The following is a 15,326-nucleotide window of genomic DNA, read 5'->3' on the forward strand; positions in this document are numbered from 1 at the left end:
CGATGGTAAGGGATGTTCATGTACTGAGAGAGGCTGAAATTCCAGAGAGAGTCAATGTTACAATTGAAGGATTAAAAATCATTGTAGAAGGACCTAAAGGTAAGCTAGAGCGAGATTTTAGCCATATGAAGCCTTTGATCCTAAAGAAAGAAAGTGACAAAGTAGTAGCAGAAGCATACTTTGCAAACGCTAAGAATAGAGCTAAGGTTGGAACAGTAATATCTCACGTCAAAAACATGTTCATTGGAGTAACCAAGGGATATAAGTATTACTTGAAGATAATCTTCTCTCACTTTCCAATAACAGTAAAGGTTGAAGGAGACAAGATACTGATCAACAACTTCCTAGGTGAAAGATCTCCCAGAATTGCCAGGGTAATGCCGGGTGTTAAAGTGTCGGTTAAGGGAGAGGATGTTATTGTAGAAGGGGTAGATATCGAGGCAGTCGGCCAGACAGCTGCGAACATTGAACTAGCCACTAAAGTTAGAAGGTTTGATAGGAGAAAATTCATGGACGGCGTTTACATTTACAAGAAGAAGGTGGTTGAAGAATGAGCGGTAAAGGCTTAAATAAAATACGGAATAGAATCTATGGGTTTAGAAAAAGGAAAATAAAGTTTGTCCGATACCTGTCATGGAGATTCTGGGGACTGGGAAGAGAAGAATCGTGGAGAAAGCCTAAAGGAATAGACAATAAAATGAGGCTCCAACTTAAAGGCTATCCACCCGTTGTAAAGATAGGCTATGGCAGTCCTAAGGATATACGGGGACTGCATCCTTCAGGGTTAAAGCCTATAATAATTAAATCCTTAAAGGATTTAGAAAATGTCGATCCTGAACAGGACATTGTTTATATAGCGTCTTCAGTCGGATTAAGATTAAAAAGTAAAATTATTGAAGCCGCGCGTAAACGAGGTATTAGACTAGCGAACGGAGGGATGATGCAATGAATTATCGGTTGCAGAAGAGGCTTGCTGCTGGGGTTCTAGGTGTAGGGGAATCCAGAGTTTGGATAAACCCTGATCCCGACGTATCTGATGATATCGCAGATGCTATAACTAGAGAGGATATACGGGGTCTAGTAAGACAGGGTCTCGTAAATGTAAAACCAAAGAAAGGGAATAGCCATAGTGGATGGCTAGAAAGAAGAGAAAAGAGGAGAAAAGGGCATAGAAGAGGCTATGGTAAGAGAAAAGGTACAAAAGGTGCTCGCTTAGACTCCAAGGAAGACTGGATTAACAGGATCAGGAAAATGAGAAGGTATCTGAGATATCTTAGAGATAAGGAAGTAATCGACAGGAAGGCCTATAGAAGGCTCTATAGATTAGCGAAGGGAGGCATGTTCAGCAATCTGAGCAGTCTTAAGAGGTATATGAGGGATCATGGCATAATAAGAGAGGAGTAAGGGGTGTACTTGAATGGGTAGAGGACCTAGATATAAAGTTCCTAGGAGAAGGAGAAGGGGAGGAAAAACTAACTATAAGAAGAGATATGTAATCATTATGTCGAGGAAAATACGGTTCGTTGTCAGGCCTTCTTTGAAGCATGTTAATATACAAATTATACAGGCTAAACCGGTAGGTGATGAGACTATAGCTGCAGCCCATAGTATGGAGCTAGCTAAGAAGTACGGGTGGAAAGGCGGTACATCTAATACGTCAGCTGCTTATCTCACAGGCTTCTTAGCCGGGCTTAAAGCTTTGAAGGCAGGAGTGAAGGAGGCCATTCTAGATATAGGTTTCATAACTCCTGTTCCTGGTGGGAAAGTTTTCGCAGCTCTTAAAGGGGCACTTGATGCGGGCCTCATTATTTCACATGGTGACAAAATGATACCTAGTGAAGATAGAATAAAGGGCGAGCATATAGCTAGTTATGCTTCAACTCTTAAAGAGGAGAACCCAGAGAAATATGAACGATTATTCTCTCATTATCTCAAAAATAATCTACCTCCAGAGAATCTATCTTCCCATTTCGAGGAGGTATTGTCTAAGATAAAAGAGGACTATGAAGACGTTATATCTACCCTAAACAAGGAAGAGGTGGTTAAGGCTTGAGTATTCAATTAGAAGGTTCCTGGGAGCCTAGGACTAGAGTTGGAAAAATGGTCAAGGAAGGCATGATAACTAGCATAGAAGAAATATTTGCTAGAAACATGCCTATTTTAGAGCCGGAAATAGTAGATGTACTGCTTCCTAGTTTAAAGCATGAGGTTTTGGACGTTAGAATAGTCCAAAAAATGACGGACGCTGGGAGAGTAACTAAGTTTAGGGCAACCGTAGTTGTAGGAAACGAGGATGGATTCGTAGGTATAGGGAAAGGAAAAGCCAGACAGCTACGTCAGGCTATAGAGAAGGCCATAGTTAATGCGAAGCTAAATATAACACCTGTTAGGAGGGGGTGTGGAAGCTGGGAGTGTACTTGCGGAGAAGCACATTCAGTACCTTATACTGTTAGAGGAAAGAGTGGCAGTGTGGAAGCTGTACTAAAACCTGCTCCGAAAGGTACAGGATTAGTTATTGGTGATGCCGCCAAGGTGGTTCTAAGACTAGCGGGTATAAAGGATGTTTGGAGTCAGACTAAAGGAGAAACTAGAACAACCTATAACTTTGCCCGTGCAACGTACAATGCATTGAGGAACACTTACTACTTTGTGACTCCAGTAGATTGGCTGAAAGCTTCGAAGATGTAGTATAGGTGAATAATTATGAGTAGCGGCCAAAAACTTTTCCTAGTTATCAGGATTAGAGGGACAGTGGGTTTACGTCCAGGAGTTAGGTATACACTCGATCTTCTTAGACTGAGAAGAAAATTCACTGCAACACTATATCATTCGAGTCTTAACGGGCTTAGAGACATGTTGAGAAAAGTCGAGTACTGGACGACTTACGGGGAAATTGACAAGGAAACACTAGTTCAGCTTCTAGAAGAGAGAGGTAGAGTAGCTGGAGACAAGCCGCTTACAAGCGAATGGGTAAAGGAGAATCTAGGTTTAAACGGCATAGAAGAACTAGCTGATAAACTGTTAAGCGGAGAACTTCATTACCACAAACTTGAGAAGAATGGAGTGAAACCCTTCTTTAAACTGCATCCTCCCCGTAAAGGATTCGAAAAAACTATAAAGCGACACTATCATGATGAAGGAGAACTAGGTTATAGAGCTTCCGATATAAATGGCCTACTGAAAAGGATGATCTAGGGGTGAAGCATTATGGTCGTACGTAGAAGAAGGAAGGTAAGGAAACTAAGGGGGAGGACGAGGTCAATGAGTTGGGGTAGAGTAGGACAACATAGAGGTCCAGGATCCCATGGAGGACATGGTGCCGCTGGAATGCACAAACATCGTTGGATGTGGACCATAAAACACGCACCGACATGGTTCGGGAAACACGGGTTCAACAAACCCTTCATACGAGATTATAATGTCAAAATAGTTAACGTAGGGGAACTAGACGAGAGTATAGACTTCCTAGTAAAACGAGGGCTAGCTAAAAAAGAAGAGAATTCCTATAAAATAGACTTAGAAAACCTTGGTGCACAGAAACTCGGGGGCAGAGGTAAAGTCACCAAAAAAATAGTAATCACAGTTAAAAATGCAACAGAACTCGCTGTCAAGAAAATTGAATCCTTAGGCGGTAAAGTCATAACGCGAGAAAGCGATTAGTCCTAATTCTACCTTGTCTAATCCTTCGAACTTTTATCATTAAATTCTATCAGCAGCATGCTTCTCTAATATTTTCTTATCGAATACGCCTACTGAACCTCCCTAATGTTAATTTTCAATGGGAATAATCGGTTGGTGCGGCGGCCGGGATTTGAACCCGGGACCCCCGGCGTGGCAGGCCGGTGTCCTAGTCCAGGCTAGACGACCGCCGCATCCATTGTTTGGTATCGGATTTAACTGATTAAAAGAATTTTATCTTAGATAAGTTGACTAGAGACGACGGGTGATTTGCTTGGTAGGTGTTTCCTGTTCTGTACTAGGTGGTTATCCTAGAAATAAGAGGGTGAGGCATTTAGTTAGAGATTATGAAGAGGGTAGGCTTAGTAGCGATGAGTTTCATCGTGTCCTGACCAATGAATCAGTGTTCCTTACTGGTGTTCAGAGGGCACTGGATTGTGGGTGTGTAGTTGATGGGATGCTTGAATGGCATGATATACTAAGATCTTTCGTTAATTCTTGGAGAGGAGTTTATCCTTCCGGGCTTCTAAGATATTTTGACAACAACTTTTTTTATCGAATACCTGTATTTCGCGAGGCACCCGAACCCATGAATTATGTTCTACCAGCAAGGTTTAACTTCATCAAGGATTACACTAGAAACTTCCCAGTTAAAGTAGTAGTTCCAGGTCCAGCAACATTTGTTGCTTTATCAAAAAATGAGACAGGTAAGAATGATATCTGGTTGGCTACAAAGATAGCTGAGGCACTTAACAAGGAGCTTAGTAGAATCGATGGAGAAAACATTGTAATTCAAATAGATGAGCCTGCCTTGACGGATAACGAACTTTATGCAAAGACTAAAGGATATCTAGGAAACCTGTATAGGCCACTACTATCTGGCTTAAACACCCCGGCAAGAGTGTCAGTTTACTTTGGGTGCGTTCTAGAAGATGCTTATACAGAGCTTCTCGATATCAAGGAGATAGATTTCATTACCCTCGATTATGTTGACTGCAAAAAAAGCGATTCTATAATTGAACAATATAGCGTGAAAAACAAGAAGCTTGGACTTGGAGTTATTGAAGCCAGGGATATCTACAAAGATAACTACGATAAGGTCAAAGCGAACGTTAATAAAATATTTGACAAACTAGGAGGTAGTTTGGGTTTACTACATTTAACTACAAGTACATGGCTAGACTTAATTCCCTTCAATTACGCTATCGAAAAGACTAGAATACTATCTGATTACTCCAAGAGGATAAAGATGGAGGTGGCCTAGAAATGTATGAAGTCCCCAAATATTTTCCCACAACTATTGTAGGTAGCTACCCCAAGATCCCTCCAGCGGAGGATCTGATAAGAAAAAGGAAGAAATGCTCGATCACTGAAGAAGAGTTCCATGAACTAGTGAAACCGTCTATTAAAGCTGTCATGGACGATTACCTACATGCTGGTGTGGATATTCTGAGCGATGGAGAGCAAGCTAGAGAAGATATGGTTGCATACTTTGCAGAACGGCTCAATGGTTATAAGGGTGGTGAATGGGTTAGAATATTTGATAGTGTATACTTTAGAAAACCGGTCATTGTTGGAGAAATAGAGTATATCAAACCGATGGCTGTTATGGACTGGGTATACGCTTCATCGGTATCTATGAGGAGGCCTGTTAAAGCAATACTGACAGGCCCTTATACTATGGCAGATTGGAGTTTTGATTTATTCTACGGAGACCGGAGAGAATTAGTCATTGCATTAGCTAAGGTTATTCGCAGGGAAGTAGAGGAATTCCTGAAGAAAGGTGCTAAATATGTTCAAATCGACGAACCTGCACTCTCTACAAGACCACTCAAAGAAGAAGTTGATGTAGTGAACGAAGCTTTACACATAATATTCGATGGGATCAAGGCAAAGAAAATAGTCCATATATGCTTCGGTAAAATAGAGAGAATTCTCGAGTATTTATTAGACTTCCCGATAGACCAGTTCGACTTCGAGTTCAAAAACAGTAATTTCAGGCTTCTACCATACCTAGTAGAGTATGAAATTGATAAAGAGTTAGGATACGGAGTCATTGATGTTCACTCAACAAGAGTAGAGGAGGTACAAGAAATCTTCAATGACATTGAAAAATTAGTTAAAACCGGAATAATTGGACCAGAAAAAATCTATGTTGATCCTGACTGTGGATTAAAGAGACTGCCCCGGGGAATAGCCGTTGCAAAACTGGAGAATATGGTTAAGGCTGCTAAGCTAGCTAGAGAAAAACTTGTTTAGATAAGGGCTCTAGCTATTAGAACTATTATAGTAAAACCTATTGACAGCAATACCAAAGATGTTGGGCTCATTTTCACTTGCCCCTCATACTCTTCATAGAAAGATATAAGGCCAGCTCCTGTCATGGGCCCAGACATTTTCTTAGACTTCGACTTACCCCTCTTCTTAGCCGGCACTTTTAGCCACCATTATTTAGTACTTTATTATCCAAGGTTTTAAACAATTATAGTCTACGAACATATGTATCTAGGGGGTAAATCATGCAGATTAGAGAAGCACAAGATTTTATCAAAGAGAAATATTTTGGCAAAGACTCGCTGAGAGGCCTTTTCAAATCTTTTACCTGGCTTGTAGAAGAAGTGGGGAAACTTGGTGAGGCTTTGCTTAAAGGGTCTTATAAGGATATACAGGGAGAAATCGCTGATGTTATGGCATGGACTCTTTCTCTTGCAAACTTAGTAGGGCTAGATGCTGAGAAAGCTTTTAAAGAAAAATATGGTTTAAACTGATAGATATCTTGTTTTATTTAAGGAATATGACTCGATTAGATATGGAATATTATTATTCTTTGTCTCGGTTACTATTTTCCCGTTAACCCTTCTTATTGTTACAACGGAATCAGTTATCTTATATCTACATACTGGGCAACGATAGTATCTGTAGACAACCCTAGTCCCATCATGCTTGAGCTCTACTTCTATTTGATAGTTCATTAACGAACCACATCTCGGACAAATAAGCCCTGTTTTCTTCTTATCTGACATTTTCTTCACCCCTCCAACAATTTTTTTACTGCAGATTCCCCGTTTCTACAGTATTTCTAGACGCTTCTGCCACACTCTGCTGTAATAAAATTCTCCATATAGGAGTCTATATTTTTATTTAGCAGTATTCTATACTTGTTATATTATTATAGCGTTTGAAAATTGATAGTATTAGATGCGGAGGTGTAGTAAATTGATGATTTCAGGGTATATTAGAGAACCATTAGCCATTATTGGTAAAGACGAGTCTATGATGAAGGCTAGGGCGTTGATGAGAAAGTATGGTGAGAGACTTGTTGTTATATTGAATGAGGAAGGGAAATTCAAAGGTTTTCTAACGAGAAGGGAAACCGCTATAGTAACAAGCGCTAAATCTGGGTTACGGGCTATTGAACTTGCTAGAGACCATCCTATAATTACCCCAGAGACTCCGCTCGAGAAAGCGTTTAATGAAATGGTTTCTCAGAGAGTTTGGGAAGCTGTTGTCATCGACGATCCTGCTTCCAATAATGTGATCGGAGTAGTTACACTCAGAGATATTATAGAGAAGTTTATAGAGAAAGGGTATAAACCTAAGGCTGTTTCCGTATCAGAAATAATGACGAAAGACAAAGTTGGAGAAATGATTGTTGAACCAGGTACTAGAGTTACTAAAGTCTGGAGTAAACTAGTGCTGAAGAGCTATCCTGCAGTAATAGTTGTCAGATCCACGGATAATCCTGTTCCTATTGGTATAATAACTGCTAAAGATTTAGTGGATTCTAGTAGATGGAGGTTTCACAGAGAAGGAGAAATCAAAATAGCCATCCCAGCAAAAGCTAAAACCATAATGACGAGAGGAGTAGTAGTAGCAACATTAGATACGCCCATAGAGTATATAGCTAAAACTATGGTCGAGAACGACTTCTCAATTATACCAGTAATAGACGATGAAGGTAAGGTTATTGGAGCAGTTACACAAGAAGATATCATAAGAGCATATCTAGAAGGAGCGAAACCCGGAGCTGTTAAGGTCAAGCCTAGGGTTGTTGTCAAACCTGTTCCAGAAATTGAAAGGATCACTTTTGTCAAAGCAGAATCTATGCTACAGCAAGTTCTAGTGAAAAAAGAAGCCGTGGAGATACCGCCAAAGATTACTGCTAGGGAATTGATTATTCCAGAACTTCCAGCAATGTCTATCAACGATACCGTGGAACACGCTAGAAAACTTATGCTTAGACACCGTGCGAATTACATAGCAGTATTAGACGATTCAGGGAAGGTTATAGGAATAGTTTCTAAGTGGAATATGCTTAAAGCTATTTCTCTAAAAGGACCGATCTGGAAAAGGAGGATTCATGATAAATTCTTCATAGACAGTATCATAATTAAAAACCCTCCTAAAGTTAAACCAGATGAACATATAGAGAATATTGCGTTAAAACTTCTGGCCGGCAATTCGGATGTAGCACTGGTCGAAGATGAAAACGGTAGTCTTCTAGGTTTCGTGACCAAGGATAGTATAGTAGAGAAATTCGTTGAACAGAGAGGCCATAAGATACTGGTTGAAAACCTGATAACTCCAGCTAGAATAGGTATCGTACACCCTCATCATTCCTTAGCCTATGTCGTCAACAAGATGAGAACCTTCCAATTAGATGCTGTTACAGTCGCAGATAAAGATGGAATATATGGAGTAGTCAGTGCAAATAGATTGCCTTTCGTTGCATATGAAGACCATATAAATGCTAGGAAAAGTAGGAGGCTAATATGGGTAAGGAAATTAGTAAAGGGAGCAGCAAAGCTGGGGAGATATGTTAAGGTTCTTCCTTTGACCGCTATAGACGCCGCTGCCAAAGTAGAGGATTACTTGACTTCTAACCAAACACTGGTTGAAGCGTTGAAGAAACTGAGAGAACTAAGCCTTGACGGAATTCCAGTGAAAGGCAGTGATGGCAGAGTGATCGGTGTGGTATGCAAATACGACATACTCAGAGAACTTGTTAGAGAAGCAGAAGCCTTTAGGGGAGAGAAGGCAGAGGAGAGAAGTTACAGCTACAAGGTAATTTCTAATGGATAGCTATATCATTCCTTTATGCTTCTAACTATTTCCTTTAGTTTTTCAGGGTCCTCCTCTGCTAGTGTACCAGTTACGACAGCGTCAGCCCCAAAATTAATCAGTTTACGTGCACTCGATCCGTCTCTAATGCCTCCACCTACTATTAGCAGAGGATCTAATCCTGCTTCACTTAAAAGTATTCGTGAAGATTTAACTCCTTCAGGGTTTACTGTAAAGGGCGCACCTGATCCGGCTTCTAAGTAGATAGCTTTAGCCCCCATATATCCTCCCGCAAGAGCATAGCCCGCTATCAGTTCAGGTTTATCATTAGGAACCGGTAGAGCTTTCCCGACATGGCTTACTGTACCACCATATCCTATGATAATATATGGAGTAGGTATGACTTCTAGATTCATTCTAAGAAGTATCGGAGCGGCTTGCACCTGAACTCCTGCTATATAATAAGGATCTATTGAATTCATTAAGATAAGATATAGGACAGCATCTGCATGTGGTGTTAACCCATTTATGTTCCCTGGGAAGAGAACTACGGGTTTACCTGTGTTTTCTTTTATCCCTTCAGCTATAGCGTCTAGAGAACGGTAATCTATATTTGTTGAGCCGCCTAGGAGGAAGGCATCGGTTCCCGCTTCATACGCTGTTTGAGCTATATTTAATGCGTCGCTTACCGGAGCGGATCCAGGGTCGATTAAAGTTAGGTGAACAGGTTTACTCCTCTTCAGAATCGAGAGTATGTCCACCTATCATCTCCTCAAGTCTTCCTTCATTTGCTAGGTCGATGACTTTTCCATATACATCTATTTCTGTGAATACCTGTGGAACAGTTAACTCTAAGTATAGTTTGCAGGTACCACACCTTACTATTGCTAACTTGTGGAATGGTTCACCTTTGATTTTCTTGAACTGTACAGATAACGTCTCAGCTCCGCATCTAGGGCATTGGTACACTTTCGGCATGCTTAGAGGCTTCGGTTTTATCACCTTCCTCCGTTTTCTTCGAGCCACTCAGACCACCTATCTAGGGATGTAATAGATTATATGACGATTTTAACTTTGTGAATATTAAGGAAGGTTTTTACTGAAGTATTTTATAGTTAATAAATCAGTGTCTATGAATAGCTAGTAGAGGTGTAATGCTTTGAAAATAAGGATTAAGAATTTGGAGTTGGCTGGTAAGGGTAAGCTCACCTTAGAATGGGCTGAGAAATTTATGCCTGTAACAGTTGGTCTTAGAAAAGAATACGGGGCGACTATGCCTCTGAAGGGAGTGAAGATTGGAGCGGTTCTTCACGTGACAAAGGAAACGGGGGTTCTAGTTAGGACGCTAAAAGCTTTGGGTGCTGACGTCTATCTAGCTGGAAGCAACCCGTTATCAACGCAGGATGACATTGCTGCAGCCTTATATTCGGAAGGAGTGAGTATCTGTGCTTGGAGGGGTCAATCTTCCGAGGAGTACTTCGGTTGTATTGAAGAAGTAGTTTTATCGGAACCTGATATTGCTATAGATGATGGAGCTGATCTTCACGCTATGCTTCACGGCAAACATAATGAAATAGCTGTTAAAGTGATCGGAGGTACCGAAGAGACCACTACCGGGGTTATTAGGTTAAAAGCTCTTGAGAAGGAGGACAGATTATTATACCCTGTTATAGCTGTAAACAATGCCTATACTAAACACTTGTTTGACAACCGCTATGGTACTGGTCAGAGTACTGTAGATGGCGTCCTTCGTGCTACGAACGTATTAATAGCAGGTAAAAAAGTGGTTGTAGCAGGCTATGGGTGGGTAGGCCGTGGCATTGCAATGAGGATGCGCGGGATGGGAGGTAACGTTATTGTCACAGAGATTGATCCCATAAGAGCTTTAGAAGCTGTAATGGATGGCTACACCGTTATGAGTATACGTAAAGCTGCGGAGATCGGTGATATATTTGTTACAGCCACAGGTGACAAGAATGTTATCAGCTATGAAGATATTCTGAAAATGAAAAATGGGGTAATTCTAGCTAATTCTGGGCATTTCAACGTGGAAATAGACGTTGAAAACCTTGAAGCAAAAAATGTCTCCAAGAGGGTTATAAGGGAAAATCTAACCGAGTACACCCTCGAGAACGGTAGAAAAGTATATCTTCTAGGAGAAGGCCGTTTAGTTAACCTTGTAGCTGCAGAAGGCCATCCTAGCGAAGTAATGGATATGAGCTTTGCTAACCAAGCACTTGCTGCTATGTATCTAGTTGAAAACCGTGGGAAACTAGGAAGAAAAGTCTATAACCCTCCTCTCGAGATAGACAGGGAGATAGCTTCTAGGAAACTAAGAAGTATGGACATTGAAATAGACAAGCTAACAGAAGAACAGATGAAATATCTGTCGTCTTGGAAGTAACTCTTAAAAACTTCGTACTCTATTAATCTGAAACCGGCTAGGGCCCGTAGCTCAGCTAGGTAGAGCGCCCGGCAGAAGTGTGGTGGAATGCCCTCTTCCGGGAATCATAACCGGGTGGTCCGGGGTTCAAATCCCCGCGGGCCCACCATTATTTGCGAATTAACAAATGGTGTATGATAAAATTGAAGGAAATCATATATACAAAGGAAGCACCCGAACCAGTCGGACCTTACAGTCAAGCTGTCGTTTTTAAAGATACCATATTCGTCTCAGGGCAGATCCCCATTGATCCTAAAACAGGGAAACTGGTAGAAGGGGATTTCTCTGTGAAATCTAAGCAAACACTAACAAATCTAATGAGTATAATAAGAGCTGCTGGCGGTGATGTTAGTACACTTTTAAAAGTTAGAGTCTATCTTAAGGATATATCGAAGTTCGGTGAGTTCAATAATATATACTCAGAGATTATAGGTAAGACTCCTCCTCCCTCTAGAGTGGTGGTTGAAGTCTCTAATCTGCCCTTAGGTGCTGATCTAGAGGTTGAGGCTATAGCATATAGGATAAATAGTGACCTAGAATAGAAATAATAACGCTGAAAACTCCCCATATATGCTCTGATAGCGGTGGGTTGTAAATAGGATGGAGTTCATCGAAGTAGTTAGAGCTGTTGATAAAAACGGTGAGGTATCATCAATAGCTCGTAGAATGTTTATCACAAATGCGTTTGATTCTCTTCTAACCTCACTAGGAGTAGCGTCGGGAGGGTACTCTTCTAAAACCGATCCTAAAATCCTAGCACTAGGAATAATCGGTGCCGCTATTGCAATGGGCTTATTCAGTGCTACACTAGGAGTTTACCTATCGGAGAAAGCTGAGAGAGAAAGAGAATTGAAGAAAATACAGACACATGTAGCCCGTCAGTTGTATAAGGATAGCATATACTACAAGGCAGCAAAATACATACCTATATACGTCGCCTTATGGAGTGGATTTGGTGCAACACTATTTCCCATCCTTGTCTCTCTTCCCTTTGTTTTAGCAGACGCCTTAGACCTATCAGTAGGAACAGCATTCATTATGTCATTGGGTGTAGGATTAGTCATTATCGGCTTCCTAGGGACATATCTAAGCAAAATCAGTGGAGAACGCCTAATTTCCGGGTTAGCTAGATTTACCGGAATAGGCTTGGCAGCCGTAGTAGCTATTTTGTTAATAAAAAGGTTTTTTGGTTTGATATAAATGAAATTAGTTGAAATGGGCGTGGAGGGGTGTTTCCCCTCCTGAACCTATTCCAGCGACCTAGAAGCTTTCCCTATTTCAACTCTTCTAGGCTTCAATGCCGAAATGATGTACTCGAAAGCTTTCTGTGAATCTGTATGGCGTCCACAAGAGTAAACATCAACTGTAGCGTACCTATACTCAGGCCATGTGTGAACAGTTATATGGCTTTCCAGAATTATCGCTACAACAGATACTCCCAAGCCTATTTCCCAAGCTTTCACATCTAGCAAAGTCATATTGCCGGTTTCCGCAGCCTCTATAACAATCCTCTTAAGCTCTTCAGCATCCGAAAGGAGGTCTTCGTTAATGCACTCAATAAGATTACCATAAACGTGTTTCCCTACAACCCTGAAGCCCACTACTTCTTCGTGTAACAGTTCTTGTGTATTCATATTGACCCCCCTTTATATAGGGGAGTTTCAATTAAAATATAAGGTTTGACCCCTTCTCAGTTTATTATACTAGAAATAATGTAATAAACAGAAAACATGGAACACTTAAATTAGTAGATGGGGTTGTAAGAGGATGAGTAGGTTTTACTCGACGTTCAAAGAGACAGGCATTCCTAGAAGTATGCCTGGGATTGCGTTTCTCATAGATTCTAAGGAAGCTTTTGACCAGATTAATAGCTTAGAATCTAAAAATCTGTTGGATTCATTTAGTGGAGAGTATGGCATAACAGGTATTATAGTCAGAATGGGAGAAAATGTCGAGACAGCCATGATTTATTATCCTTCTATACCGAGTCTTTCATTAAGCTTGCTAAGTGATCTTACTACAGCAGGCGTTAGAGTGGCTTTCAAGCTAGGTACCGCTTATAGTATAACAAAAGAATTATCCCCGGGTGATATAGTTATAGCTAGAGCGGCTGTTCGAGAGGATTTCATTTCCGATAATATCATTGATTTGAAGCTACCGGCTATACCTGATTTTGACCTCTACTTTAAAGCAAAGAGAAGCTTAATGAGTAGAATACTACAGCCAAGTGAGGAGAAGAAAGGGAGCAAAGCTGTTGGATGTATAGTTCTTTCACTGGGTTACATAGGAAAGCACCTTAACATCAAGGAGGGACGAATATCCTCTCTAATTAAAGCCCCTAGGCTTTGCGCTATTGATAGAGATACCAGTATCCTATATTCATATGGGTACCTGAGAAGCTTGAGGAGCATATCTATTCTAGTTGTACGAGAAAGCTTTTCCTCTTATAGCACTTTCGACCTAGAAGACAAAGAGGAACAAGAGGGAATTAAGAAACGGGTCTCCGAGAGTATTGTAAACATCTACACTGCTTTAAAGGATTCAATGGACTATATTGTGGGGTCTGAGATCATTGAAAAATAAGGTAAACGAAGAGCCTCTTCTCATTGTTGATAAAATATTCTCTGAAATAGAGTCTTTAGAATCAGATTTATACACTATATTCAAGTCAAGTGAATGTGGAAAACACAAAGGTATACATTTAAAGATACAAGAAGCGATTGACGATTTATACGATGAATTAAGAGAGTTGAGGAGAACTTTATTTGAAAAAGAGTGTTAGTAGAACCTACTCTGTACTTTCTTTTCTACGAACTATAAGCACCAAGCCTTTACGTCCGATAACAACAACTTCCTCTCCCTTCCGTATCGATTCAGAACTGGTAGCTTTCCAATACTCGCCCTCGATAAGAACGAACCCCTCTTTCCCAGGCTCCAAATCTGTAACAGCTTTTCCTATTCCTCCCTCTAGCTTCCATTCAAACGAAGGTTTACGCCTTATCCTTACTATTTTATATATTATGAAGGCAAAGAATGCTCCGATGCCTATTCCAAGTGCATATATACCATATAAAAGCTGGTTAGCATACGATTTTGATATGCTTATATTCCCTGAGGTCGGAACCAGTATTAACCCTAGTGTCAACATCACTATTCCAGTACCTCCTATTAGTCCAAATCCCGGCGTGTATAATTCTATGACTAGTAATACAGCTCCTATAACCATTAGTAGCAACACAGTAGTGTTTACACTATAGCCCGACCCTACAAGTCCTAGAAGAACAAGTAATGCCCCCAGACCTAGGAAGGCTGCATGTCCTGATAGCACAGAGAAAACTACAATCATGACTCCGAGAGAAAGTAGTAAACCTGAGATTATAGGATCAGATAAAGCGTGAACAACAGCCTGCCTAGGCGACGGCTCATATCTTTCTACGTTTAAACTGTGTAAATCTATCCGTACAACATAGCCTGAAGTCAAGTTTACATTAGTACCGTTTATCTTTTCTAGTAAATCTGTTAAATCACTGGCTATGAGATTAATTACACCATATTTTAACGCTTCTTCCGCTCCTAAATTCAAATTTTCCGTTACAAACCTATGTAGAATTGTTGTATTTCTTCCTTTGGTACCTGCATGATCATCAAGGAACTTCAAGATAGGATTAATTATCTTTGACTCATTAACAGGTTTATAGCTACCTGTTGTCGGGTCATACTCTATCGGTTGCATAGAGCCTATCTGGGTATAAGGCTGCATCGCTGCTATATGGCAAGATACAAGTATGAGAGTACCAGCACTTTCAGCCCACTTATCCACGACATACCCAACAACCGGTACAGATGCTTTGTCTATATCTATAACTATATTCATCGCGGGATCTAGGAATCCTCCAGGGGTATTCAACTCTATTATTAGAATAGAGTTAGTTTCCTCTGCATATTTAATAGCGTTTTCAACATACTCTTGTGTTGAAGAGTCTATCATACCGTCAATAGATATGACAACAGCTCCACTAACTACTTTGTAAGTAGGAGTATTCTCTGCTTGAACCTGTATAATTGAAGCAGTAACTGGAATTGTTGATAAAAACAAAGCTAAAAGTAAAAAGAGGAAAATAAAGCCGGAGGGTTTCATTTAAAG

General features: G+C 40.5%; 22 protein-coding genes and 2 tRNA genes. 17 read left to right on the forward strand and 7 right to left on the reverse strand.

Annotated features, from left to right (window positions below; all coding sequences use genetic code 11):
- Positions 1-2: 2 nt before the first annotated feature.
- The 7 genes from F7B60_04430 to F7B60_04460 are packed head-to-tail and all read left to right on the forward strand — an operon-like array spanning position 3 to position 3,660.
- Entirely contained in the window at positions 3-554 is a 552-nt protein-coding gene (locus F7B60_04430; GenBank protein ID MCE4614758.1) for a 50S ribosomal protein L6, read from the forward strand.
- A complete protein-coding gene (locus F7B60_04435) occupies positions 551-949 on the forward strand; it encodes a 50S ribosomal protein L32e (protein MCE4614759.1) in 399 nt (132 codons plus the stop codon). Before F7B60_04430 ends, F7B60_04435 begins: the two co-directional genes overlap by 4 nt.
- Positions 946-1,404 carry a 50S ribosomal protein L19e gene (locus F7B60_04440; GenBank protein ID MCE4614760.1) on the forward strand — a complete coding sequence of 153 codons (459 nt, stop codon included), beginning with the start codon at positions 946-948 and terminating at the stop codon, positions 1,402-1,404. The genes F7B60_04435 and F7B60_04440 overlap by 4 nt, the downstream gene beginning before the upstream one ends.
- Before the next feature lie 13 nt (positions 1,405-1,417).
- Positions 1,418-2,053: a 50S ribosomal protein L18 gene (locus tag F7B60_04445; GenBank protein ID MCE4614761.1), complete on the forward strand. Its 636-nt coding sequence runs from the start codon at positions 1,418-1,420 to the stop codon at positions 2,051-2,053.
- A gap of 47 nt (positions 2,054-2,100) precedes the next feature.
- On the forward strand, positions 2,101-2,688 hold the full coding sequence (locus tag F7B60_04450; protein ID MCE4614762.1) for a 30S ribosomal protein S5: 588 nt from the start codon (positions 2,101-2,103) through the stop codon (positions 2,686-2,688).
- Positions 2,689-2,703: 15 nt separating this feature from the next.
- Complete coding sequence (locus F7B60_04455; GenBank protein ID MCE4614763.1) at positions 2,704-3,195, forward strand: 50S ribosomal protein L30; 492 nt, start codon at positions 2,704-2,706, stop codon at positions 3,193-3,195.
- A gap of 12 nt (positions 3,196-3,207) precedes the next feature.
- Positions 3,208-3,660: a 50S ribosomal protein L15 gene (locus F7B60_04460; GenBank protein MCE4614764.1), complete on the forward strand. Its 453-nt coding sequence runs from the start codon at positions 3,208-3,210 to the stop codon at positions 3,658-3,660.
- 133 nt (positions 3,661-3,793) lie between these two features.
- On the opposite strand, the gene F7B60_04465 is transcribed toward F7B60_04460, so the two are convergent.
- Positions 3,794-3,872: transfer RNA gene (locus F7B60_04465), tRNA-Gly, on the reverse strand.
- Between the two features lie 80 nt (positions 3,873-3,952).
- Between F7B60_04465 and F7B60_04470 the strand changes: the two genes are divergently transcribed.
- Together F7B60_04470 and F7B60_04475 are read left to right on the forward strand one after the other, a co-directional pair.
- Positions 3,953-4,942, forward strand: coding sequence for a hypothetical protein (locus F7B60_04470; GenBank protein MCE4614765.1), 990 nt, complete (start codon positions 3,953-3,955; stop codon positions 4,940-4,942).
- Positions 4,943-4,944: 2 nt separating this feature from the next.
- Positions 4,945-5,937 (forward strand): methionine synthase, encoded by a 993-nt coding sequence (locus tag F7B60_04475; protein MCE4614766.1) that lies wholly within the window; start codon positions 4,945-4,947, stop codon positions 5,935-5,937.
- On the opposite strand, the gene F7B60_04480 is transcribed toward F7B60_04475, so the two are convergent.
- Positions 5,934-6,113, reverse strand: coding sequence for a preprotein translocase subunit Sec61beta (locus F7B60_04480; GenBank protein MCE4614767.1), 180 nt, complete (start codon positions 6,111-6,113; stop codon positions 5,934-5,936). The two genes, F7B60_04475 and F7B60_04480, sit on opposite strands and share 4 nt — an antisense overlap.
- An 84-nt stretch (positions 6,114-6,197) precedes the next feature.
- Here F7B60_04480 and F7B60_04485 point away from each other — a divergent pair, with 84 nt between their 5' ends.
- The gene (locus F7B60_04485) at positions 6,198-6,446 is read left to right on the forward strand and encodes a nucleotide pyrophosphohydrolase (protein MCE4614768.1); all 249 of its coding nucleotides are present in this window, start codon (positions 6,198-6,200) and stop codon (positions 6,444-6,446) included.
- On the opposite strand, the gene F7B60_04490 is transcribed toward F7B60_04485, so the two are convergent.
- Complete coding sequence (locus tag F7B60_04490; GenBank protein MCE4614769.1) at positions 6,438-6,701, reverse strand: hypothetical protein; 264 nt, start codon at positions 6,699-6,701, stop codon at positions 6,438-6,440. The genes F7B60_04485 and F7B60_04490 overlap by 9 nt on opposite strands.
- A 196-nt stretch (positions 6,702-6,897) precedes the next feature.
- Here F7B60_04490 and F7B60_04495 point away from each other — a divergent pair, with 196 nt between their 5' ends.
- Positions 6,898-8,760: a CBS domain-containing protein gene (locus F7B60_04495; GenBank protein MCE4614770.1), complete on the forward strand. Its 1,863-nt coding sequence runs from the start codon at positions 6,898-6,900 to the stop codon at positions 8,758-8,760.
- A gap of 5 nt (positions 8,761-8,765) precedes the next feature.
- Here the strand turns inward: F7B60_04495 and F7B60_04500 are convergent, their stop codons facing one another.
- Positions 8,766-9,500: a geranylgeranylglyceryl/heptaprenylglyceryl phosphate synthase gene (locus tag F7B60_04500; protein MCE4614771.1), complete on the reverse strand. Its 735-nt coding sequence runs from the start codon at positions 9,498-9,500 to the stop codon at positions 8,766-8,768.
- Positions 9,469-9,765 carry a hypothetical protein gene (locus tag F7B60_04505; GenBank protein MCE4614772.1) on the reverse strand — a complete coding sequence of 99 codons (297 nt, stop codon included), beginning with the start codon at positions 9,763-9,765 and terminating at the stop codon, positions 9,469-9,471. The genes F7B60_04500 and F7B60_04505 overlap by 32 nt, the downstream gene beginning before the upstream one ends.
- Positions 9,766-9,898: 133 nt before the next feature.
- On the opposite strand from F7B60_04505, the gene F7B60_04510 reads away from it, so the two are divergent.
- The 4 genes from F7B60_04510 (at position 9,899) to F7B60_04525 (ending at position 12,382) form a co-directional block, all read left to right on the forward strand.
- Complete coding sequence (locus F7B60_04510) at positions 9,899-11,143, forward strand: adenosylhomocysteinase (GenBank protein MCE4614773.1); 1,245 nt, start codon at positions 9,899-9,901, stop codon at positions 11,141-11,143.
- A gap of 40 nt (positions 11,144-11,183) precedes the next feature.
- Positions 11,184-11,291 (forward strand) — tRNA-Ile (locus F7B60_04515).
- A 25-nt stretch (positions 11,292-11,316) separates the two neighbouring features.
- The gene (locus tag F7B60_04520; protein ID MCE4614774.1) at positions 11,317-11,724 is read left to right on the forward strand and encodes a Rid family detoxifying hydrolase; all 408 of its coding nucleotides are present in this window, start codon (positions 11,317-11,319) and stop codon (positions 11,722-11,724) included.
- Positions 11,725-11,782: 58 nt separating this feature from the next.
- The gene (locus tag F7B60_04525; protein MCE4614775.1) at positions 11,783-12,382 is read left to right on the forward strand and encodes a hypothetical protein; all 600 of its coding nucleotides are present in this window, start codon (positions 11,783-11,785) and stop codon (positions 12,380-12,382) included.
- A 47-nt stretch (positions 12,383-12,429) separates the two neighbouring features.
- Here the strand turns inward: F7B60_04525 and speD are convergent, their stop codons facing one another.
- Entirely contained in the window at positions 12,430-12,816 is a 387-nt protein-coding gene (speD, locus tag F7B60_04530) for an adenosylmethionine decarboxylase (GenBank protein ID MCE4614776.1), read from the reverse strand.
- Between the two features lie 133 nt (positions 12,817-12,949).
- Between speD and F7B60_04535 the strand changes: the two genes are divergently transcribed.
- Together F7B60_04535 and F7B60_04540 are read left to right on the forward strand one after the other, a co-directional pair.
- Positions 12,950-13,765 (forward strand): hypothetical protein, encoded by an 816-nt coding sequence (locus F7B60_04535; protein ID MCE4614777.1) that lies wholly within the window; start codon positions 12,950-12,952, stop codon positions 13,763-13,765.
- A complete protein-coding gene (locus F7B60_04540) occupies positions 13,755-13,964 on the forward strand; it encodes a hypothetical protein (protein MCE4614778.1) in 210 nt (69 codons plus the stop codon). The genes F7B60_04535 and F7B60_04540 overlap by 11 nt, the downstream gene beginning before the upstream one ends.
- 6 nt (positions 13,965-13,970) lie before the next feature.
- Here the strand turns inward: F7B60_04540 and F7B60_04545 are convergent, their stop codons facing one another.
- Positions 13,971-15,320: a nodulation protein NfeD gene (locus F7B60_04545; protein MCE4614779.1), complete on the reverse strand. Its 1,350-nt coding sequence runs from the start codon at positions 15,318-15,320 to the stop codon at positions 13,971-13,973.
- Positions 15,321-15,326 lie beyond the last annotated feature (6 nt).

The sequence above is a fragment of the Candidatus Tiamatella incendiivivens genome, from assembly GCA_015522635.1.
Taxonomy (GTDB): Archaea; Thermoproteota; Thermoprotei_A; order Sulfolobales; family Acidilobaceae; genus Tiamatella; species Tiamatella incendiivivens.

What these genes read in the sequence shown, in the direction of transcription:
- F7B60_04430 (MCE4614758.1), top strand. Translation starts at nt 3, where the DNA reads ATGGTAAGGGATGTTCATGTACTGAGAGAGGCTGAAATTCCAGAGAGA.
- F7B60_04435 (MCE4614759.1), top strand. Translation starts at nt 551, where the DNA reads ATGAGCGGTAAAGGCTTAAATAAAATACGGAATAGAATCTATGGGTTT.
- F7B60_04440 (MCE4614760.1), top strand. Translation starts at nt 946, where the DNA reads ATGAATTATCGGTTGCAGAAGAGGCTTGCTGCTGGGGTTCTAGGTGTA.
- F7B60_04445 (MCE4614761.1), top strand. Translation starts at nt 1,418, where the DNA reads ATGGGTAGAGGACCTAGATATAAAGTTCCTAGGAGAAGGAGAAGGGGA.
- F7B60_04450 (MCE4614762.1), top strand. Translation starts at nt 2,101, where the DNA reads ATGGTCAAGGAAGGCATGATAACTAGCATAGAAGAAATATTTGCTAGA.
- F7B60_04455 (MCE4614763.1), top strand. Translation starts at nt 2,704, where the DNA reads ATGAGTAGCGGCCAAAAACTTTTCCTAGTTATCAGGATTAGAGGGACA.
- F7B60_04460 (MCE4614764.1), top strand. Translation starts at nt 3,208, where the DNA reads ATGGTCGTACGTAGAAGAAGGAAGGTAAGGAAACTAAGGGGGAGGACG.
- F7B60_04475 (MCE4614766.1), top strand. Translation starts at nt 4,945, where the DNA reads ATGTATGAAGTCCCCAAATATTTTCCCACAACTATTGTAGGTAGCTAC.
- F7B60_04485 (MCE4614768.1), top strand. Translation starts at nt 6,198, where the DNA reads ATGCAGATTAGAGAAGCACAAGATTTTATCAAAGAGAAATATTTTGGC.
- F7B60_04490 (MCE4614769.1), bottom strand. Translation starts at nt 6,701, where the DNA reads ATGTCAGATAAGAAGAAAACAGGGCTTATTTGTCCGAGATGTGGTTCG.
- F7B60_04495 (MCE4614770.1), top strand. Translation starts at nt 6,898, where the DNA reads ATGATTTCAGGGTATATTAGAGAACCATTAGCCATTATTGGTAAAGAC.
- F7B60_04520 (MCE4614774.1), top strand. Translation starts at nt 11,317, where the DNA reads ATGATAAAATTGAAGGAAATCATATATACAAAGGAAGCACCCGAACCA.
- F7B60_04525 (MCE4614775.1), top strand. Translation starts at nt 11,783, where the DNA reads ATGGAGTTCATCGAAGTAGTTAGAGCTGTTGATAAAAACGGTGAGGTA.
- speD (MCE4614776.1), bottom strand. Translation starts at nt 12,816, where the DNA reads ATGAATACACAAGAACTGTTACACGAAGAAGTAGTGGGCTTCAGGGTT.
- F7B60_04535 (MCE4614777.1), top strand. Translation starts at nt 12,950, where the DNA reads ATGAGTAGGTTTTACTCGACGTTCAAAGAGACAGGCATTCCTAGAAGT.
- F7B60_04545 (MCE4614779.1), bottom strand. Translation starts at nt 15,320, where the DNA reads ATGAAACCCTCCGGCTTTATTTTCCTCTTTTTACTTTTAGCTTTGTTT.